Consider the following 21287-nt stretch of genomic DNA (forward strand, 5'->3'; position numbering starts at 1 on the left):
ACGATCTTTTAAACAGATTGAATCGGATTTGATCAGGAGACTCGTGATGCCTTGTACGCCACTCGAAACGGAACTGATGCAACGTGCCCTGCAGAGCATCGAGCAGATGCTGACGGGGTTGCAGTACCAGGCCACGCATCAACAGTGCCTGCCAGGGGACGAGTTCACTGCACTGCCGTTCCAGCAAACGGATTACCGGGAACATCCAGCACCGTCGGCCGTGTACTTCTGCCTGACGTCTGCAAGTGCGTTGCTCGAGGTCAGCCGATCCTTGATGCAGCAACTCGACGTCAGTCCCACCGAGGGCCATTGGCTCGGCTGGGCCAAGTTGAGTGAAGTTTCCAAGGCGGCGGGCCAGTCCGCATTCATGGCCTCGATCATGCTGGCCAATCCCGAGACCCGCCTCGCGGCCTCGGGGCGTCATGAAGAAGCCTGGGCTCCGACGCAGCCCTGCACGCCCCGTGTCATGCCGGCACGGCCACGCCGCACGCCGGTTGGCACGAGAGTCAAGACGATGCTCAGAAGTCTGATCCATCCCGCCGCTGCCTGACGCAGCCCGCATCCCCGGCCGCACCAGGCCCACACCCGCACCGGATCCGGCACGCCTGACGTGCTGAGTCCGCGCTGGCCCCTGCACGGGCCAGTCCTTTTCGCCCTTCAGTTCTTCACCGGATTCCATGCGCATTTTCTGCGGCGCAGGGATTTCCTTTTTCTCAACTTTTTCAGGTCAATGAGGAGTCAGTGTGAGAAAGATCGAAAAAAGCGCTCTTCTGCTGTTTGTCGCAGCAGGCGCACTCGCCGGTTGCGGCGGCGGCGGAAGTGGGTCAGGCGGCAGCTTCGGGGCTGCGCAAGGTACAGACGGAAAGGCTTCTTCCTCCACGGCGGCAGGGGCTCCATCGACTGCCGAACCGACCGTCGCGGGCAAGGAAGTCGAGTCGCTGAGCAAGCTTGACTCGAGCTGGGTCAAAGTCGCCAACGAAGACCAGAGCTTCACCCTCGCCACGACGACGGTGGTGCAGTACGGCGCGAACTCCTCCTGGACCAGCAAGAAGCTCTCCGGCAAAGTGGTTTGCAGCAACGCCACCTTCGGTGACCCGTTGCCGTATGTGGCGAAGGCTTGCTATGTGCAGGTTGCACCTGCACCTGCACCTGCGCCCGCGCCTGCGCCCGCACCTGCGCCTGCGCCTGCGCCGGCTCCTGCACCGGCAACAGCCCCTCCGGCGGGCACCGTGCTCGCGACAGAAGGCGCCTCGTTCACCGTGGCCGCCCCGACGCTGGTGAAGTACGGCGCGGACACGCGTTGGACAACGAAAACAGTCTCAGGTACGGCGGCGTGCACCAATGCTTTCTTCGGCACTGACCCGGCATTCATGACGATGAAGTCGTGCGTGTCGGCCGGTCCTGCACCCGCACCCGCACCCGCACCTGCACCTGCACCTGCACCCGCACCTGCACCTGCACCTGCACCTGCACCTGCACCTGCACCTGCACCTGCACCCGCACCCGCACCTGCACCTGCTCCTGCTCCTGCGCCTGCACCTGCTCCTGCACCTGCACCTGCACCTGCACCTGCACCTGCACCCGCTCCGGCACCCGCTCCGGCACCCGGAACGGCCCTGACCGGCGACATCGTGGACAGCGCCGGCACCGTGGTGCCCAGCGCCTACGCCGCCATGGCCTACAAGTTCAACTCCGACGCGGGCGTGACCTACAAGTACGGCGCTCCCGCCAGCAAGAGCGGCGTGGCCACCCTGCCCGAGCGGGCGGACGTCGGCGTCATGTCCGGCATCGGCTCGGTCTACCAACTTGGCCACGAGGACCCGACGAACAACATGTTCGTCTCGATCCACGCCGCCACCATCGGCGTGCCGGCCTCGAACCAGAGCGTCACCGCCGCGGTGGGCTGGCTGCAGAACTCGGCCACCGACCGGCGCACCTTCCAGCAGCGCCCGCAGTTGCTATGGCAACAGCCCCGACTGCTGCCCACCTCCATCGATGACTACTTGGCGCAGGGTGTACTGGCCACGAACGACCCGGCCGATCTGCCGGTGGCCGAGCACCGCGGCGAGAACGCCGCCGACTCCCCGGCCACACGCCTGTCGCTGGTGGCGACGCAGGGCAGCCCGACCAAGCCCGCGAAGATGTTCACCGTCGGCACCCTGACGGCACAGAACCGCGCATCGACGTCCTTCAAGCTCGGCTTCGTCCCGACCGCGGTCGCCGTCACCGGCGGCGGTGAATTCGCGCTGGTCTCGGGATGGGACGTGACGAACACCAAGGGCCAGGTCGCCATCGTCTCCCTCGGCGCAGCCCCGCAGGACTGGAAACCGGGCCAGGCGCGCTACGACTGGTGGCACGGCTGGATGGACATGATGCACCCGGGCTTCGTCGACCAGGGCAATTACGTCTTCATGAAGGTCATCGGCTATGTCGATCTGCCTTCGGACATGAAGGCCCCGACCGGCATCGCCGCAACCACGGGCATCCATCCCTACACCACGCTGCTGAAGTACGACGCGAGCGGAAACATCTCCAGCTTCCAGTACCTCGACTCGCCCATGGCGAACAACCGGGCGAAGATGCTGCCCGGCGGCGAGGACTACGAGCGGTATGCCAAGGGCGGGGTCGCAGTCGTGGTCTCCAAGAGCGAGAAGCGCGCCGCATTCATCGACCTCGGCCCGCTGTTCAAGTACACCAACGACATGTACCTGGGCAGTGCCGCGTCCAACCTGGAGACGCAGAACGTCGGGCTGGCCGCCAGCCAGTGGCCCTACCTGCTGACGGACAAGCCGCAGGCCATGCCGGTGGTGGTGAAGACCGCCACGCTCGCCAATCGCCCCACCGCCGTGTGGACCACCGCCAACCGGAGCTACTGGAGCAAGGACGACCAGGCGCGGATCTCCGCCTACCCGTACTGGGTCGCCGACCCGCACTACTCTCGCGCGGCCATCGCCACCGAGGGCGGCGAGCTGCAACTGTTCTCGCTGGGCCGCTATGCCGCCGGCATCAAGCCGACGACACCCGCACCCACCGACATCCAGCAGGTCGGCACGGTCACCGGCCTGGGCGGCAACATCACGCACCTGGCGGCCGCGAAGGACTACCAGGGCGTGGCGGATCCGATCAACGACATGATCCTCTTCACCGACCGGGCCAACCGCCGGTGGGGCTGGGTCAAGCTCACGAACACCGGCGACACCCAATCGACCGGCAGCATCGTGCGCACGATGGAGGATTCGCGGGTCGACCCGATCATGGTGACCATGGCCGACAACTACTCGACCCAGGGCGATGTCCTGAGTGTCGCGGACTACGCGGGTGCGAGCATTGCCAACTACCGCTTCGGCGACGTGATCTACCCGGACCCGAGCAGCAACTTCTGCACCCAGGCCGGGGCCTGCCCGACGCTCACCGCCCAAGGCGAATTCGCCGGCAAGTTCGCATTGCCCTTCAAGCCGACGTCCGTGCACAGCTCGAACGTGCCTTGATGCGCGGCTGAGTTCAGCGAAGCAAACGCCCCGGCTCCGGCCGGGGCTTTTCCTTTTGCATGTCAGCCAGTTGCAATCGTTAGTGAACACAACCTTAGTAACAAGCCGCAGGAAACGTTTAGGCACAACAGAAAGAGAATGCAATAGGCGTTGTCCTACAAAGGGTTAACACCTATAACCCTCGACTTCTTCACTATTTGAAAGATTTGAGTGAAAGTGGTCGATAAAAGCGCGCTTCTGCTGTTTGTGGCAGCTGGCGCACTCGCCGGTTGTGGTGGAGGTGGCAGCAATGGTGGCGGATTTGCCGCTTCAAGCCTGGGGGGCGAGTCGGCAGACTCGGCGGCGGCAACTGTCTTGTCATCAACGGGACCTGCGGGCAGCACGAAGGAGGCCGGGTCGGCCAACAAGCTCGATTCATCCTGGACCCAAGTCGCCAACGAGGGCCAAGGCTTCACGCTCGCGTCCGCGAAGGAGGTCCGCTTCGGTGCCAACGATACGTATGCGAGCAAGACGCTGTCGGGTTCGCTGAACTGCAGCAACACCACTTTCGGCGATCCGCTGCCGTACGTGGTCAAGGCATGCTATGTACAGACAGGGGTGGCGACAGCCCCTGCCCCCGCGCCCGGCCCTGCTCCTGCTCCTTCGTCTGGCGCCCGCCTGGCTGCGGAAGGCGCGTCGTTCGCCGTTGCATCACCGACGCTGGTGCGCTACGGCGCCAACAGCGCCTGGGTCAGCATGACAGTGAGCGGTACCGGCCAGTGCACCAACGCCTTTTTCGGCCGCGATCCGGCGCCTTTTGTCGTCAAAGCCTGTTATGCCGATGGCACTGCCACGGCACCCGCTCCAGCGCCAGCGCCGACTCCCGCGCCAGCTCCAGCGCCCGCGCCCGCGCCCGCGCCCGCGCCCGTGGCCGGAGATGTCGTCAACGCGGATGGCAGCCTGAACGCCGCCAACTGGGATGCGCTGTATGCCGCCGCCGGCACGGATGCGTGGATCGACTACACACGCGGCAAGGCCGCTACCGACGCCGGCGGCGTGAAGCTTTATGAGCGTCCGCACTTCACGATCCAGCGGGGCGGAACTCAGAACCTCGGCCAGATCGGGGGCATCTACGAGCACGGCAGCGCAACCGGCCAGGACGGCGGCTCCTATTCCACCTCCCAGGCGGACGTCGTCACCTTCGGGGCGACTTCAGGCTCCGGCGTGGTGTCGCTCCAGACTTCGGCGTACACCAACAACACCGGGCAGTTGAAGCCGCAGCCCCAGTGGCAGCGCGGCTACGAGGTCGAGCATGCGAACTTCGGCAGCTATCGCTCTTCGGGCGTCCTTCCCGCCGGCAACGTCAAGCCGATGTTCGTGGCCTCCAGCAACGACATCAGCAGCGAGAACGGCACGTCTCGCCTGATCGGCACCGCCGACGGCACGATCTTCGGCGTAGGTTCCAACACGGCCGCCAACAAGGTGAGCGTCAAACTGGCGCCAGGCAAGCTGCCGGTCGCAGGGGCGATGACCAACAAGGCGGAATTCCTGTTCGTCCCGGTGTGGGACAAGGCCACCCGCAAGGGGCAGGTCGCGGTGATCATCACCGCCGGCATGGCGGAAGGTGTGCCATGGACGGACACGAACCTGGCCTACCGCTGGTGGGAGGAATGGCGCGAAGCCTACCCCGGCCTGCCGAACCAGGGCAACACCGCCTTCCTGAAAGTGCTGGGCTACGTGGACATCCCAGGCATGTCGGCGCCGACCTCGGTGGCGGTGAACACCGGCATGCACCCCTGGCAGATGCTCGGCGCCGATGCTCGCGCCATCGGCTATGCCAGCTCCCCGATCAAGGACCACTACCTTCAGCTGCGCGACGGCGGCGTCAACGGAGGGCGTATCGCCCGTGGCGGCCTGCTGGCCGTCGGCAGCAAGAGCGAGAAGAAGGTCGTGTACTTCGACCTGAAGCCACTGTTCACCTGGGTGTACGACAGCTACTTCGGGGCCGACCACACCCGCGGTGAGCGCGCGAACCTCGGCCTCGGTGACAGCCAGTGGCCGCAGACGATGGCGCTGTCGGGCGTCACCCTGCCGGTGGTGAAGACCGTGCCATTTGCAGACCAGGTCGCTGCCATCAAGTTCACGGGCACACGGCCGGCGCCGCAAACGCCCGGCGAGCCGTTCAACTGGGTGGTGACCAACAGCGCCGCGGGCCAGGGCACGGTGCACGTGATGGGCGTGGGTGGCTGTCTGCCGGGAACAGCCAACAACAAGAGCTGCGCGGCCGGCGACATCTCCGAGCGCTCCACCGTCGGGGGCCTCCCGTACGTGTCTTCCATCGCCACGATGCTGGGGATGAAGCGCACCGGCAACGTCGACCTGAACACGGGCTTCTGGTTCGTCGGCCGTCCGGGTCGCGACGTGGGCTTCGTGCGCTTGAACGCCAGCGGCGCGGGGGGTGCCATCGGTCTCCAGTACAAGACCCATCCCGAGCAGTGCGCCGACCCGGTCGGGTTGGCGGACATCGACAACTACAGCAACGTCACGAACGCGCAGTTGCTCATGTGTCACAACGACCGGAAGGTGGCGACCTACCGTACCGACACCTTGTTCCACAACGGCAGCTGGACCGCCTGGCCGCAGAGCACGCCGGTGCAAGGAACCAATGGCGTCGCCGTCGAGTACTACGGCTCGCTCTCGACATCGGGCAAGCCGGTGCATGCGCTGACTGCCAACGTCCCCTGAGCGCACGCAGTACAGAAGCCGGAAGCAAGGCCCCTTTCGAGGGGCCTTTTTCTTGGCGCATGACGCAGGGCCCCGGCTTGGGCCAGGGTGCATCCTGCGGCGCTACTCGGCCCAGACCACCGCCCCGCTCCACGCAGTGGCCAGCACCACGATCCCGAAGACGATGCGGTACCAGGCAAAGGGCACGAAGCTGTGGCTGCTGATGTACTTCAGCAGCCAGCGCACACAGAGCCAGGCGCTCACGAAGGAGAACAGCAGGCCGACCGCGAACATCGGGATGTCCGCCACCGACAGCAGCGCCCGCTCCTTGTAGAGGCTGTAGGCGCCTGCACCGATCAACGTCGGGATGGCGAGGAAGAAGGAAAAGTCGGTGGCCGCCTTGCGCGACAGCCCCAGGAGCATGCCGCCGATGATGGTGGCGCCGCTGCGGCTGGTGCCCGGGATCATCGCGAAGCACTGCACCAGCCCGACCTTGAGCGCGTCCCAGGGGGTCATGTCGTCCACGTGCTCGATGCGCACGGCGCCGGGCGGGCGCTTCTCGGCCCAGAGAATGATGAAGCCGCCGATGATGAACGTGCTGGCGACCACCACCGCGTTGAACAGGTGCGCCTTGATCAGCTTGCCGAACAGCAGGCCGAGCACCACGGCCGGCAGGAAGCCGATGAGGACGTTGAGCGCGAAACGCTGCGCCTTGTGCTGGCGGGGCAGGGCCACCAGCGTCGAATGGATCTTCTGCCAGTAGACGATGATCACCGCCAGGATCGCGCCGGTCTGGATCGCGATGTCGAAGACCTTGGCCTTGTCGTCATCGAACCCGAGCAGTGCCCCTGCCAGGATCAGGTGGCCGGTCGACGAGATGGGAAGAAACTCCGTCAGGCCCTCGACGATGCCCATGACGGCGGCCTTGGCCAGCAAAACGATATCCACGCGCGCTCCTTTGAAGAGCGCCGATTATCGCGAGGACGCCGGTCAGTCTCGGTTCGGCACGCTGATCGTCAATGTGAAGCTTGCGGCCGACTCGACCAGTGCCGGCATGGGTCAGTGCGGCAATGCGCTGTTGCCGGTCGGTATGACACCGGTGCCTCCGGAGCCAGGGATGAGTCCAAGCCACTGGCGCCCGACGTGCCGGTCAGTTGGCGCAGCAGAGGTAGCCCCCCTCCGAAGGCTGCGACGTGTTCTGTTCATGAAAAACTCCGCCCGATTCATGCAGACCCCCTATGCTTGGGATGCGGAGGGTTGGTCGAATGCCTACCAGCGCACCCGCAAGCCCGCCGAGGCGTTGAGCTGCGACTTCACTTGCTGGTCCCCGCCCGAAGCCCACAGCGTTCCCGCTTCACCGTAGAGGCTGGTCGCGTCGTTGATCGCCAATGTGAAGCCCGCGGCCAGTTCGGTAGAGCGGCCGCCTGTGCTGCTGACGATCGACGTGCTGGCCGCCGGGTTGATGAAGCGCGTGCGGTCGTTGCCGCTCGAACTGCGATACAGGTTCATCCGTGCATAGGGCTGCAGACGGCCTGCAGAGGTGGCGATGTCGCCCTTGATCCGAACGCCCAGCCGGGCGAGCCAGTTGCCCTCGCGCGCCTGCTGCACGCGCGCACCGGCGATGTCGACATCGTCCACGTCCAGGCGCTGGTGCACGAGTTGCGCCTGCGGCTGGATCTGCCAGCCCTGGCCGAGGTCGAAGGATTGGCCCAGTTCCAGGGAAGCACTCAGGCTGCCGGCCTTGCCCTTGGCCCGCGGGCCCACCCGGAGATCGAACTCGTCGAGAGGCTGTCCGGCGCGCAGCACGGCTTCCTCGCGCTTGGCACGGGTTGCGGCCTGCGGCTTGACTTCGTAGCGATGGCGACCCGCCTGCAGCACGCCATCGGCGTAGAAGCCGCTGTCATCTCCGTAAGTGGCATAGCCGCCGAGGAACTGGTTGCGCAGCTCGTTGCTGCCCACGGCGAGGTTGGCAACGCCACGGGCAAAGCCTTTGACTTGCATGTCGCCGTCGAGCTGTCCGACGTAAACGCCGGCACGCCAGTGCGCATCTGTCCACAGATCGGTGCCCGCTTGCAGGCCGCCGAGGCGCCCTTCGCTGCGCGGGCTGACGGTGCCGCCTTGCCGGATGTCGCGGCCGGTGCTGAGCACGCGGCCCCACGCACGACGCTCGCCGGCGGCAGGCGTGGCCGCGCCGCCTGCCTTCGCATCGTCCTCACCGATGCGCTGGTGCAGGTTGCCCAGCATGGCCAGATTGCCCTGTCGCAACTGCTCGGGCAGCGCCGCGAACAGCGGCACCTCGGCGCGGTAAGTGGGGACCTGGAGCGTCGCGGGTGGCGGTGCGGAGGCCGATGCAGGCGCCGGCGCAGGGACGTCGGGTACGGGTGGTGCAGGAGGTGCAGGAGACGGAGAAGGCGCAGGAGGTCCAGGGACGAGGGGCGGGATCACCACCGTGCTGGTCGAGCGCAGGTACCAGTTCTCCCCGGCGCCCTGGGCATCGCCGGGCTGCAGGCGGTATTCGTAGGCGCCTGCATCCACATGGCCACCCTGCAGGGCGAAGGCATCCTTGGTGCTCTGGGCCGTGGTGCTGGCGCCATTGAGCGCACTCACCAGTTCGATGCCGTTGCCCATGGTCAAGGCACCCAGGCCGCCGACATTGACGACCTGCACGGTGGTGCGCCCGCTCGCCGTGGCCGTGGGGCCGCTCAAGACCAGGCGATCGCTCGCGCCGGCGCCGTCGCCCAGGACGGCACCCAGGCGCAGCAGGCCGTTGTTGCCGACATAGCGGCCCGTCACCGTAAGGGTGGTGCCGGGCGCGTTGCCGAGGAGGGACACGGTGCCGGCGTTGTTCAGGCCGGCGATGCGTTGATTGAAACCGGCCAGGTCGAGAACAGCCCCTGCAGCGACGCTGTGGGCCGAGGCCGGGCTGAAGGTGTTGGCGTCTCCTGCGCGCAGGGTGCCTTCGGTCACGGTGGTGGCACCGGTGTAGCTGTTGGCGCCCGACAGCACGAGCGTGCCGCTTCCGATCTTGCTGAGGTCGCCAGGGCCCGTGATGGCGCCCGTCAGCGTCGATGTGAAGGCGCCCGTATCGATGGTGGGATCGACAGCGTCGGTGAAGACGATCGGGTTGGCCAGGCTCAGGCCATCGGCGGCGAAGCGCAAGGTGGTGCCTTCGTGCATGGCCAGCGCGCCGGTGCCCAGGGCCTTGTTGTTCGTCACGGCCAGCCGCCCTTGCTTGAGGTCGGTACCTCCAGTGAAGCTGTTCTCGCCGCTGAGAGTCAAGGTGCCGGCGCCCGTCTTGGTCAAAGCGCCTGCGCCCGAGATGGCACCGGTCGAGCCGATATCGGCATCGGTCTGCCAGGTGCCGCCGTCCGCGCCGAGGCTGACGTTGCGCGCGGTGTTGAAGGCCCCGATCGCGCGGAGGGTGCCGCCATTGAAGTTCAATGTTCCCGATGCATGTCCCAGGTTGGCATCGGCCGAGACGACCAGCGTGCCGGCGTTCAGGCGGGTGTCGATGTAGCTGTTGGTGCCCCCGAGAACGACCGTGCCGAGCGTGGTCTTGGTCAGTGGCGCCCCTCCGGTCAGCACCCCGTTCACCGTGCCTGCTTGAAGATCGAAATGGGTTCGCGCAGAAACCGTCGCATCGCTCGCCAGCGTGCCTCCGGTGAGTTGGTAGGTATCGACGTTGAAGATGCCCTTCTGGACGATGCCATCCGATTGGTAAAGGGCCAACTGGGTCTGCGTCGTCCCGCCGAGGTCGAGGGTGCCGCCGGAGACGGTGGTCGTGCCCGTCTCCCTGCCGAGTGTCCCTGCATCTGTCAATGCCAGCGTCCCCGCCGTCACGGAAGTGCCACCGCCATAGGTGTTCGCCCCGGACAGGCTCATGGTGCCCAAGCCCCTCTTGATCAACCCGCCGGCGCCGCCGATCACGCCGCTGAAGACGGTGCTGCTGTTGTCCGTCCCGGCCGTCAACGTGCCGCTGCCCAAGTTGACGAGCCCGGCCCCGGCAAGACTGCCGATGGTCTGATCGAAGCCGTTCAGATCCAGCGTCCCGCGATTGGACACCCTCACGGCGCTGCCGATGCCGAAGGCGTTGGTGGGACGTCCCGCCTGCAGCCTCCCGGCCAGGACGTCCGTCATGCCGGTGTAAGAATTGGCACCGGTCAGGATGGTCGTGCCCGTTCCGGGATGCCAGATGGCGCCCGCACCACTGATATCGTTGGCCACACCGAGGAGATCGCTGCGGTTGAATATCAAGGCGGCTCCCTCGGCAATCGACACGGCGCCGCTTCCCAGCGTGCCGCTCGTGCCGGCAGCGCCGATCTGCAACAGGCCGGCGTTGATGGTGGTCGTCCCGCTGTACGTATTGTTGCCAGTGAGAACCAGCCAACCGTTGCCGTCCATGATGATGCCTGCGCTGGCGGCGTCGGCACCGGTGCCTCCGGAGCCGGTTTGATCGGCGATCACATCGGCGACAGTGTGGCGGCCGGTGATGGCGAACTTCAGCACCGCGTTGTTGCCCTGAAGAAAAATGCCTGAACCGAATGCCGATCCACGATGAGCTTCGGTCCCACCGGGGACCTCGACGGTGCCGACGCCACCGGCCACGGTATTCCCGTTGATCGCGAGCGAGCCGGTGATCGTGACGGTGGCGCCATCCATCACGAAGACCGCGCCGCCCATCCCTGCGCCGCCGCCTCCGCCATTGCGCCCACCAGCGGCACCGCCGAAACCGCCAGCGCCTGCGACGTCCGTGCCGCTGCCGCCACCGCCGCCACCGAAGCCGCCTGCGCCACCCGGTCCGCATGCGCCACCGCCGCCACCGCCAAAGCCGCCGGCACCACCCCCATGGGTCAAAGAGCACCATCCGCCGTCGCTACCACCACCTCCGCCACCAAAGCCGCCGGCGCCTCCAAAGGCGCTGCCGTCGAATTGGCCAGCAGTGCCCGCACCACCCCCACCGCTGTAGTCGAGCCCCGGGGAACCTGACGCCGCACCGGGGACTGCCCTGCCCCCGGCGCCGCCATACGGCCCGCCGCCCGCCGCACCGTCTGACGTGATGCTGAAATTCCCCGACGCATACAGTCCGCCACCCCCTTGCCCCGCGCTGCCTGGTGATCCTGCGGGCGCCCCCCCACCTGCGCCACCCAGGCCACCTCCACCGCCGCCATGAACAAAGCCGGTGCTACCCAATACGCTGTTGCCCCCCACCGCCGCATTGGAGACCAGCGACACGTTGTTCAAGGTCAACTGCACACCGCTACGCGCAAACACGGCGCCCCCTGCGCCCATGCCGCCACCCCCCGAGATCGTGTCCGTACCGCCATCGCCACCTGCGGCCTTCAGGTTCTGCAAGGTCAGGTTGCTGATGGTCACCGTGCCGGACTCGATGAAGAATCCGCGGTAGGTGTTGGCGCCATCCAGGGTGTAGTTGTTGCCGCCGTTGATCGTGGCGTTGCCGGCGAGCACGCCGATGTTTCGGTCGAGCGTGATGTTGCCGGTGAGATTGATGGTGCTGTCACTGGAGACGTTCGCAACGCAGCGGGCCAACGAGGCGGCGTCGCCGGCATCGCAGGCGAAAGCCGAGGGTGCTGCCCAGGCGAGCATTCAGGCACTCGCAAGCAAGCGAAGTTGGGGCAGGCCATGCCTGGCGATGCTGCCGCGTTTGCCTCGCAGATGAATGTTCTCCGGGACGGCCACCCAGGCTTCGAGGGCGGGATTCCAGAGGCTGCGATGCGTTCTGTTCATGGAAAGGACTTCGGGTCATTCACGAACCCCCGCACGCAGCGCGCGCGGAGAGGGGCAAGGCCGCCTGGCGGGCGCGCTGCGTGAAGGCCGGGAATGCGGGCTCCAGCGCGTGGAGCCCGAGGGCTCGCGGCCGCCAAATCCTAGTAACGACGGATCGCACCGTCGGTGCGGCGCGATAAAAAGCGGGATTCCGCTGTGACGATGTCAGCCGTCCATGGCCCCGGCCTGCCATCCCCCGCCGAGCGCCTGGATCAGGGCCACGGCCGCGTTCTGGCGATTCACCTGCAACTGCAGCAGGGCGCGGCGTGCGTTCAGCGCCGAGACCTGCGCCGTCACCACGTCGGTGAAATCCACCTGCCCCTGCCGGTACCGATTGAGGAACTGCTGCTCGGTCCGGTCCGCCGCCAAGGAGGCCTCCCGCCGCAGGCGCTCCTGCTGCGCCAGGCTGGCTCCGGCGGTCAGCTGGTCCTCGACGTCCTGGAAGGCACCGAGCACCGTCTGCCGATAGCGCGCGACGGCTGCCTCCTGCCTGGCCCTGGCCTGGTCGACACGCGCGCCGATGGCGCCGGCATCGAAGACCGTTTGCGCCACCGAGAGCCTCAGCGACCACAGCGTGCTCGAGGCCTTGAAGAGGTCGCCGACGCGGCTCGCGCTGCTGTCGAGCGCGGCGCTCAGGCCGAAGTTGGGAAAGTACGCCGAGCGTGCGACGCCGATCTGCGCATTGGCAGCGGCCACGTCGCGCTCGGCCGCGGCGATGTCGGGCCGGCGCTGCAGCAAGGACGAGGGCACGCCGGTGGGAATGCCGGGCACCACGGGTGTCCATTCGGCCGCGGGCAATTCGAACTCTGCCGGGGTGGCCCCCACCAGCACCGCGATCGCATGCTCCAGCGTGTCGCGGTTGCGCCGGAGGGCCACGCGCTCGGCCTGGGTGTTGACGTACAGCGTCTGCGCCTGCAGCACGTCGGTCTGTGCCGCGATGCCGGCGTTGTAGCGGTTGCGCGCGATCTCCAGGCTGCGCTGGTAGCCCTCCAGGGTGACATCGAGGATGCGAAGCTCGGCGTCGGCCTCGCGCAGCGAGAAGTAGTTGGTCGCGAGTTCGCCCACCGCCGACAAACGCGCCGAGGCCAGGTCGGCCTCGCTGGCCTGCGCGCTGGCCTGTGCCCCGCTCACCGCCTGTCGCAGCCGGCCCCAGACATCGGGTGCCCAGTCGGCCTGCAGGCCGGCGCCGGCGCTGGTCGCAGGCGTGGTGTTGCGCGCGCCGGAGCGGCGCACGCTGCCGCTGGCCGAGACCGAGGGGAACAGCGCCGCGCGCTGCTCGCGCACCACGGCCTGGGCCTGCGCATAGTTCGCGACGGCGGCGGCGATGTTCTGGTTGGAGATCCGGACGCGATCGGCCAGGCGATCGAGCACCGGATCGCCGAAGAGCTTCCACCATTCGCCGCGGTCCAGGGCATCGGCCGGCGCGGCGGGCAGCCAGCCCTCGGCGGGGGGCGCTTCCTTCCAGGCGGCCGGCATCGCGGAGGAAGGACGCTCGTAGGCCGGTCCGACCGCGCAGCCGGCCAGCAGGCAGGCCAGGGCCATGGTGGCGGCCAGGCCCGCGCGCCGGGGGTAGGTGAGATTCGTAAGCTTCATGGTCTCTGCGGTCATGGCTGCGCGAACCCCGGTCACAACAGCCCCTGCGAGGTTGGCGAGGGCGCGTGCTCGGGGTCGCTTGCGGCGCGGCTCAGGTATTTCTCGTTGGCGGGGCGGCGGCGCAGCTTGTCGAGCAGCACGTAGACCACGGGCGTGGTCAGCAGCGTCAGCAACTGGCTGGCGATCAGGCCGCCGATGATCGCCACGCCCAGCGGCTGGCGCAGTTCGGCGCCCTCGCCGAAGCCGATGGCCAGCGGCAGTGCGCCAAGGGCTGCGGCGAGCGTGGTCATGAGGATCGGGCGGAAGCGCAGCAGGCAGGCCTCGCGCACGGCTTCGACGGCGGACAGGCCGCGGGCGCGCTCGGCCTCGAGCGCGAAGTCGATGATGAGGATCGCGTTCTTCTTGACGATGCCGATCAGCAGGAACACGCCGATCAGCGCGATGATGGAAAACTCCATCCGGAACATCAGCAGCGCCAGCACCGCGCCGACGCCCGCCGAGGGCAGCGTGGTCAGCACCGTGACCGGATGCACCAGGCTCTCGTAGAGCACGCCCAGCACGATGTAGATCACCACCAGCGCCGCCAGGATCAGCATGAGCTGCTGCGCCTGCGACTGCTGGGCCGCCAGCGCCGTGCCCTGGAAGCTGCCGCGCACGTTGATGGGCATCGCGATGTCGGCCTCGGCCTGCGCCACGATGCGGCGCGCGTCGGCCAGGCTCACGCCTTCGGCCAGGCTGAAGGAGATGGTGCTGGCCAGCTCGGTGTCCTGGTGGTCGATGGAGCTGGGCACCGCGCGCTCGCTGATTTTCACGAAGGCCGACAAGGGCACCATCGGCGTAGCGGCCGTCGCGATCTGCTGGCCGGCCGACGACGTGCGCGAGCCCGGGTTCGCCGAGGTGGCGGTGGAGGTGCCGGTCGCCGTGTCGGTCTTCTGCTGCAGCGAGCTGGTGACCGTCGCACCGCTCGCGGTGGTCGCGGTGTTCAGGGTCGAGGGGACGTACAGGTCCTTCAGCGCGATCGGCGCACGCTGGAAGCGCGGGGCCCACTCCATGATCACCGAGTACTGGTTGAGCTCGTCGTAGATGGTGGCGACGGAGCGCTGGCCGTAGGCGTTGTAGAGCGCGCTGTCGACCGCGCTCGAGCTGACGCCCAGGCGCGCGGCCGCATCGCGGTCGACCTCGACGAAGGTCTCCACGCCATTGGCCGAATCGTCGCTGTCGATGTCGGTCAGCGCGGTCTCCTGGCGCAGGCGCTCGGCGAGGCGGGCGCTCCATCTGCGCAGGTCCCCCAGGTTGTCGCTGCTCAGCGTGTACTGGTAGCTGGAATTGCCGGAGCGCCCGCCCATGCGCAGGTCCTGCACGGGGAACAGGAAGACGCGCAGGCCGACCAGTTGGCTGAGCTGCGGCCGCAGGCGATCGATGACGGCCTGGGTCTTCTCGCTGCGCTGGCTGCGCGGCTTGAGGTTGACGTACATGAAGCCGCCGCCGGCCCGCCCGCCGCCGGAGAAGCCGACCACGCTGTCCACCGCCGGGTCCTTGCGGATGATCTCCACCGCCTGGCGCAGCTTCTCTCCCACCGCGGCGGAGGAGATGCTCTGGTCGGCGCGGATGCCGGCGTTGAGCTGGCCGTTGTCCTGCTGCGGGAAGTAGCCCTTGGGGATGGCGTTGAACAGGTAGACGTTCAGACCGATCACCGCGAGCAGCACGGCCATGACCACGGCCTTGCTGGCCAGCGCCCAGTCCAGGCTGTGGGCATAGCCGCGCAGCGTCCAGCGCCAGGCGCGGTCGAGGCTGCCACCGAGCCAGGCGCGCAGGCGGCCCGGCCTCTTCTTCGCGCCGCCCTCTTCCGCCTCGCTGCGCAGGAGCAGGGCGCACATCATGGGCGTGGTGGTCAGCGAGATCACCAGCGAGATCAGCACCGCGGCCGAGAGCGTGACCGCGAACTCGCGGAACAGCCGGCCGACCTGTCCGCCCATGAACAGCAGCGGAATGAACACGGCCACCAGCGACAGGCTGATCGACAGCACGGTGAAGCCCACCTCGCGCGCGCCGCGCAGCGCCGCCTCCACGCGCTTCATGCCGGCCTCGACATGGCGGGCGGTGTTTTCCAGCACCACGATTGCGTCGTCCACCACGAAGCCGGTGGCCACGGTCAGCGCCATCAGGCTCAGGTTGTTGAGGCTGAAGCCCAGCAGCTTCATGACGCCGAAGGTGCCGAGCAGCGACACCACCGTCGCCACCGCCGGGATGATGGTGGCGCGCGGCTTGCGCAGGAACAGGCCCACCACCAGCACCACCAGCACGATCGAGATCATCAGCGTGGTCTCGATCTCGCGCAGCGAGGCACGGATGGAGTTGGTGCGGTCGGAGGCGATCTGGATGCCGATGTCCTGCGGCAGCTGCGCGCGCAGTTCGGGCAGGAGGTCGCGCACGCCGTCCACCGTCTCGATGATGTTCGCGCCCGGCGCCTGCGTCACCAGCACCACCACCGCCGGTTCGCCATTGAACAGGCCCAGGGTGCGGGTGTTCTCCACGCTGTCGATCACGCGCGCCACGTCGCCCAGCCGCACCGCCGCGCCATTGCGCCAGGCGATCACCAGATCGCGGTAGTCGGCGGCGCGGCGGCCGGGCGCGGGGGTGTAGATCTGCAGCCGGCGGCCCTCGCTCTCGATCGCGCCCTTGGGCCGGTTCGCGTTGTTGGCCTGGATGGCGGCGCGCACGTCCTCGGTGCTGATGCCCATGCGGTTGAGCGAAAACGGCTCGAGCTCCACCCGCACGGCCGGCAGCGAGCCGCCACCGATCTCCACCTCACCCACGCCTTCGACCTGCGACAGGCGCTGGCTGACGATGTTCGACACCGCCTCGTAGATCTGGCCGGGCGTACGCGTCTTGGAGGTCAGCGCCAGGATCATGACCGGCGCCGAGGCCGGGTTGCGCTTGCGGTAGGTGGGGTTGCTGCGCAGCGTGGCGGGCAGGTCGGCGCGGGCTGCGTTGATGGCGGCCTGCACCTCGCGCGCGGCGCTGTCGATGTTGCGGCTGAGGTCGAACTGCAGCGTGACCCGGGTCGAGCCGTTGGAGCTGGTCGAGGTGAGCTCGTTGACGCCGGGGATGATGCCCAGCCTGCGCTCCAGCGGGGTCGCGACGCTCGAGGCCATCGTGCTCGGGCTCGCGCCGGCCAGCGTGGCCTGGACGGAGATGGTGGGGTAGTCGACCTGGGGGAGCGGGGAGACCGGCAGGACGAAGAAGGCGACGATGCCGGACAGGGCCAGGCCGATGGTCAGGAGGACCGTGGCGATGGGGCGGTCGACGAAGGGGCGGGAAAGATTCATGCGCGCGCCTCTTTCCCTCTCCCTTTGGGAGAGGGTCGGTGCAAAACCTCGAGCCGCGGACGCCGGATCATGCCGCTACGTTCAAAGGGTTCGCGAGCGCCGCCCGGGCCAGAAATTGGCCGCAAGCGGAATTCCGAGGCTGCACACAGATTTAAGATTTGCCATGGAACCATCCACAAAAAAAGTCCACACAGTACGCGCGCGCCGATACCAATAGTGGATAAATGGCACGCACAAAGGAAATCATCCAATGACCAACTCTCTATCCAGAAGCACACCCGCATCTGCATCACTGCGGAATCCAGACATTTCGATTGCCTTGAAAAGAGAAGACACGCACTTCAAGGACAGTCAAGATCCAAGCAAAAATCTTTTTGAACTGGTTCCGGTTCGGCGAGCCTCGACTGGAGAATTATCAGAAAGACTACCCGCGCCGCGCAAGATCACGCTTGTTGAAGTGCACCATGTGCAAACGGTGTCCATCAATCCAGCACCTGAAGTCGGCGACGCGGCAGTGACGTCTCCCCGACTGCAGGGAGGAAGAAGGAACAAGGCGGTTGAGTTTGGCGACGAAACGACAACCATCGTCTATCCAAAATCACCACGATCCAACTCCAAGCCATCCCGAGCAAATAAAAAGAAGATCGCAAAGATAATCAGCCCAAGAGGAAGAATCCAATCGACATCAACGCAGCCCACAAGTACAAAAACAATCAGCTCCTCCGCTGCAGTCGCTTTGAATGAATCACTCAACGCTCAAATACAGAAACAAAACGATCGTGTCACGATTGAATTGAGAAATCCTGGTCAACCTCAAAATCCCTCAGCAAGACCGCGCCTTCAAAGAACAAGCCATTTCACCTCAGGAGTTGACCACAACAAGGCAGCCTACCTGGCGGTGAATACGATCGAGAAAATAATCACAACAACAAAAGAACATTTTGCCGCCAGTCCGCCAAAGAGAATGCTGAACATTCTTTATTGCGCCACCGGCAGCAAAAGCCGGCTTGACGAGGAAACCTATCCAGAGGTTGTGGCTTTTGGCGGTCATCTGCAAGGACTGCTTTCATTGACCGACAGATTTGAGTATCTGGAAGGCTTGTACGGCAAGCTGAAAGAAAACCTATCTCCACGCCAACAAAACATCCTCGACACGGCATTTGAAAGTGCCAAGAAAACAAACGATGTCGAAATAATCCAGAAAGCGCTGAAAAACGAATTGAAGAAAATCAACTGATTTTCCAACGGGGCGGCCACTCCGGTTCCCTCATGGGACATGCCTCGCTTCATGCTCTTCCCCCGAACCGCCGCCCCACCCGATCGAAGGCCAGGTAGATCACCGGCGTGGTGAACAGCGTCAAGACCTGGCTCACCACCAGCCCGCCGAAGATCGCCAGCCCCAGTGGCCTGCGCAGTTCCGCCCCCTCGCCCCACCCGAACATCAAGGGCAGCGCCGCGAACAGCGCGGCCAGCGTGGTCATCAGAATGGGCCGGAAGCGCAGCAGCGCCGCCTGGTGAATCGCCTCCTGCGGCGCTTTGCCTTCATTCCGCTCCGCATCGATCGCGAAGTCGATCATCATGATCGCGTTCTTCTTCACGATGCCGATCAGCAGGATGATCCCGATGATCCCGATCACCCCCAGGTCGTGGCCTGTCAGCATCAGCGCCAGCAGCGCCCCCACCCCTGCCGAGGGCAGCGTCGAGAGGATCGTGAGCGGATGGATGTAGCTCTCGTAGAGCACCCCCAGCACGATGTACACGCACACCACCGCCGCCAGGATCAGCCACAGCTGGTTGGTCAGCGACTTCTCGTAGGCCCCCGCGGCCCCGAGGAAGTTCAGCCGCACGCTGGCCGGCAATCCGATCTCCTTGGCCGCCTCGCGGATCGCAGCCACCGACTTGCCCAGCGCCACGCCGGGCGCCGTGTCGAAGCCCACGGTGGCCGACGGGTACTGCGCCACGCGCGTGATCGCCAGCGGCGCCAGCTGTTCGCGGATGGTGGCAATGGAGGCCAGCGGCGTGGGCGCCCCCGACCCGGTGCGCAGCTGCAGGTTGCCCAGCGCCTGCGGCGAGGCGAGCGCCTCGCGCTGCGCCTCCAGGATCACGCGGTACTGGTTGGTCTCGGTGAAGATGGTGGAGACGATGCGCTGGCCGAATGCGCTGTAGAGCGCGTCGTCCACCGAGCTGGCGGTGACCGACAGGCGCGAGGCGGTGTTGCGGTCGACGTCCACGTAGGCGGCCAGGCCCTGGGCCCCGGCGTCGGTGGTGGCGTTGCGCACCTGCGGGACGCTGCGCAGCCGCTCCACCAGCTTCTTTGCCCAGTCGTTCACCACCGTCGTGTCCACGCCTTCCAGCGCGACGCGGAACTCGGTGGGGCCGGTCTCGGCGTCGATGGTCAGGTCCTGCGTGGGCTGCAGGTAGAGCGTCACGCCGGCCACGGCGCGCACGCGCTCGCGCAGGCGCTGCATCACGCTTGCCTGATCGCCACGGCCCGAGCGCAGGTTGATCAGCATGCGCCCGGTGTTTAGGGCGGTGTTGTTGGCCGCGTCCACGCCGACCACCGAACTCAGGCTGCGCACCTCGGGGTCGGCAAGGATGGCCTCGGCCGCCGCCTTCTGCAGCTCGGCCATGCGCAGATAGGACACGTCCTGCGCGGCCTCGATGCGGGCCTGCAGCTGGCCCGTGTCCTGCGTCGGGAACAGGCCCTTTGGTATGGCGACGTAGAGCAGCACCGTGAGCGCCAGCGTCAGCATCGCCACCACCAGCGTGGCGCCCTGGTGGCGCAGCACCCATTGCAGCCAGCCGTCGTAGCGGGCGATCACGCGCTCGAAGAAGGCGTGCACGCGCGCGCCGAAACGCCCCCCCTCCTCCGCCTGCGGCTTGAGCCAGCGCGCCGACATCATCGGCACCAGCGTCAGCGACACCACGGCCGAGATCAGGATGGTGATGGCCAGCGTCACCGCGAACTCGCGGAACAGCCGCCCCACCACGTCGCCCATGAAGAGCAGCGGAATCAGCACCGCGACCAGCGACACCGTCAACGAGATGATGGTGAAGCCGATCTGCGTCGCCCCCTTGAGCGCCGCCTTGAAGGGCGGATCGCCCTCCTCGAGGTAGCGCGCGATGTTCTCGATCATGACGATCGCGTCGTCCACCACGAAGCCGGTGGCGATGGTCAGCGCCATCAGGCTCAGGTTGTTCAGGCTGTAGCCCAGCAGGTACATCAGCCCCAGCGTGCCGATCAGCGAGATCGGCACCGCGATGCTCGCGATCACCGTGGCGCGCAGGCTGTGCAGGAAGAAGAAGATCACCAGCACCACCAGCAGCACCGCCAGCGCGAGCTCCATCTGCACGTGGCGCACCGAGGCGCGGATGCCGGTGGTGCGGTCGCTCAGCACCTCCACCTTGAGCGCGCCGGGCAGCGAGGCTTCCAGCTCGGGCAGTTGCTTCTTGATGGCGTCGACCGTGCCGATCACGTTGGCGCCGGGCTGTCGCTGGACGTTCAGGATGATGGCCGGATACAGATCGGCGCCCTGGTCCTCGCGCGACTCGGCCCGCGCCGCGGCCCAGGCCCCCAGCTGCGTGTTCTCGGCCCCGTCGACCACGCGCGCCACGTCGCTCATGCGCACCGGCGCGCCGTTCTTCCAGGCGATGATGAGGTTCTTGTACTCGGCCGCCGTGAGCAACTGGTCGTTGGCGTTGATGGTGTAGGCGCGCTGGGGCCCGTCGAAGCTGCCCTTGGCGCTGTTGGCGTTGGCCGCCGCGATCGCGGTGCGCAGCGTGTCCAGGCCGATGCCCACCGAGGCCAGCGCATTGGTGTCGGCCTGGATGCGCACCGCCGGGCGCTGCCCGCCCGAGAGCGAGACCAGGCCGACGCCGCCCACCTGGCTGATCTTCTGCGCGAGCCGCGTGTTGACCAGGTTCTGCACCTCGGTCAGCGGCATGGTCCGGCTGCTCACCGCCAGCGTCAGGATGGGTGCGTCGGCCGGGTTGACCTTGGCGTACACCGGCGGCGCGGGCAGGTCGGCCGGCAGCAGCGAGCCGCCGGCGTTGATGGCGGCCTGCACCTGCTGCTCGGCGACGTCCAGCGTCTGGTCCAGCGCGAACTGCAGCGTGACGATGGACACGCCGCTGGAACTCACCGAGCTCATGCGGTCCAGCCCCGCCATCTGGCCGAACTGGCGCTCCAGCGGCGCGGTGACGGTGCGGCTCATCACCTCGGGGCTGGCGCCCGGATAGAGGGTCTGCACCTGGATGGTCGGGTAGTCCACCTGCGGCAGCGCCGCCAGCGGCAGGAAGCGGAAGCCCACCAGCCCCGCGAGCACGATCGCGAGCATCAGCAAGGCCGTGGCCACCGGCCGCTCGATGAAGGGGCGCGACGGGCTCATCA

Annotated in this window: 11 protein-coding genes; 4 read left to right on the forward strand and 7 right to left on the reverse strand. The window is 66.9% G+C overall.

The features are described 5' to 3' along the window. The first annotated feature begins 76 nt into the window (after positions 1-76). Entirely contained in the window at positions 77-550 is a 474-nt protein-coding gene (locus tag ABEA07_RS04430; RefSeq protein ID WP_345536133.1) for a hypothetical protein, read from the forward strand. Positions 551-1368: 818 nt separating this feature from the next. Here ABEA07_RS04430 and ABEA07_RS04435 read toward each other — a convergent pair. Next, positions 1369-1593: a hypothetical protein gene (locus tag ABEA07_RS04435; protein WP_345536134.1), complete on the reverse strand. Its 225-nt coding sequence runs from the start codon at positions 1591-1593 to the stop codon at positions 1369-1371. 38 nt (positions 1594-1631) lie between these two features. Here ABEA07_RS04435 and ABEA07_RS04440 point away from each other — a divergent pair, with 38 nt between their 5' ends. Next, complete coding sequence (locus tag ABEA07_RS04440) at positions 1632-3488, forward strand: hypothetical protein (protein WP_345536135.1); 1857 nt, start codon at positions 1632-1634, stop codon at positions 3486-3488. A 354-nt stretch (positions 3489-3842) separates the two neighbouring features. After that, positions 3843-6212 carry a hypothetical protein gene (locus ABEA07_RS04445; RefSeq protein WP_345536136.1) on the forward strand — a complete coding sequence of 790 codons (2370 nt, stop codon included), beginning with the start codon at positions 3843-3845 and terminating at the stop codon, positions 6210-6212. 102 nt (positions 6213-6314) lie between these two features. Here the strand turns inward: ABEA07_RS04445 and ABEA07_RS04450 are convergent, their stop codons facing one another. From ABEA07_RS04450 to ABEA07_RS04465, 5 genes are all read right to left on the reverse strand, one after another. Beyond that, positions 6315-7139, reverse strand: coding sequence for an undecaprenyl-diphosphate phosphatase (locus ABEA07_RS04450; protein ID WP_345536137.1), 825 nt, complete (start codon positions 7137-7139; stop codon positions 6315-6317). A gap of 321 nt (positions 7140-7460) precedes the next feature. Next, entirely contained in the window at positions 7461-11795 is a 4335-nt protein-coding gene (locus tag ABEA07_RS04455; RefSeq protein WP_345536138.1) for an autotransporter outer membrane beta-barrel domain-containing protein, read from the reverse strand. Next, a complete protein-coding gene (locus ABEA07_RS28630) occupies positions 11796-11936 on the reverse strand; it encodes an ESPR domain-containing protein (protein WP_425584075.1) in 141 nt (46 codons plus the stop codon). Between the two features lie 204 nt (positions 11937-12140). Continuing rightward, a complete protein-coding gene (locus ABEA07_RS04460; protein ID WP_345536139.1) occupies positions 12141-13568 on the reverse strand; it encodes an efflux transporter outer membrane subunit in 1428 nt (475 codons plus the stop codon). Between the two features lie 32 nt (positions 13569-13600). Then, complete coding sequence (locus ABEA07_RS04465; protein WP_345536141.1) at positions 13601-16897, reverse strand: efflux RND transporter permease subunit; 3297 nt, start codon at positions 16895-16897, stop codon at positions 13601-13603. A gap of 250 nt (positions 16898-17147) precedes the next feature. On the opposite strand from ABEA07_RS04465, the gene ABEA07_RS04470 reads away from it, so the two are divergent. Beyond that, positions 17148-18134: a hypothetical protein gene (locus ABEA07_RS04470; RefSeq protein ID WP_345536142.1), complete on the forward strand. Its 987-nt coding sequence runs from the start codon at positions 17148-17150 to the stop codon at positions 18132-18134. Positions 18135-18183: 49 nt separating this feature from the next. Here ABEA07_RS04470 and ABEA07_RS04475 read toward each other — a convergent pair whose 3' ends face one another. Beyond that, positions 18184-21285 (reverse strand): efflux RND transporter permease subunit, encoded by a 3102-nt coding sequence (locus ABEA07_RS04475; protein ID WP_345536297.1) that lies wholly within the window; start codon positions 21283-21285, stop codon positions 18184-18186. Positions 21286-21287: the final 2 nt, after the last annotated feature.

It is taken from the genome of Variovorax defluvii (genome assembly GCF_039541515.1).
GTDB lineage: Bacteria > Pseudomonadota > Gammaproteobacteria > Burkholderiales > Burkholderiaceae_C > Variovorax > Variovorax defluvii.

Coding starts and splice junctions, on each gene's coding strand:
- ABEA07_RS04475 (WP_345536297.1), bottom strand. CDS start 21,285: ATGAGCCCGTCGCGCCCCTTCATCGAGCGGCCGGTGGCCACGGCCTTG.
- ABEA07_RS04455 (WP_345536138.1), bottom strand. CDS start 11,795: ATGCTCGCCTGGGCAGCACCCTCGGCTTTCGCCTGCGATGCCGGCGAC.
- ABEA07_RS04430 (WP_345536133.1), top strand. CDS start 77: ATGCAACGTGCCCTGCAGAGCATCGAGCAGATGCTGACGGGGTTGCAG.
- ABEA07_RS04460 (WP_345536139.1), bottom strand. CDS start 13,568: ATGAAGCTTACGAATCTCACCTACCCCCGGCGCGCGGGCCTGGCCGCC.
- ABEA07_RS04470 (WP_345536142.1), top strand. CDS start 17,148: ATGACCAACTCTCTATCCAGAAGCACACCCGCATCTGCATCACTGCGG.
- ABEA07_RS28630 (WP_425584075.1), bottom strand. CDS start 11,936: ATGAACAGAACGCATCGCAGCCTCTGGAATCCCGCCCTCGAAGCCTGG.
- ABEA07_RS04465 (WP_345536141.1), bottom strand. CDS start 16,897: ATGAATCTTTCCCGCCCCTTCGTCGACCGCCCCATCGCCACGGTCCTC.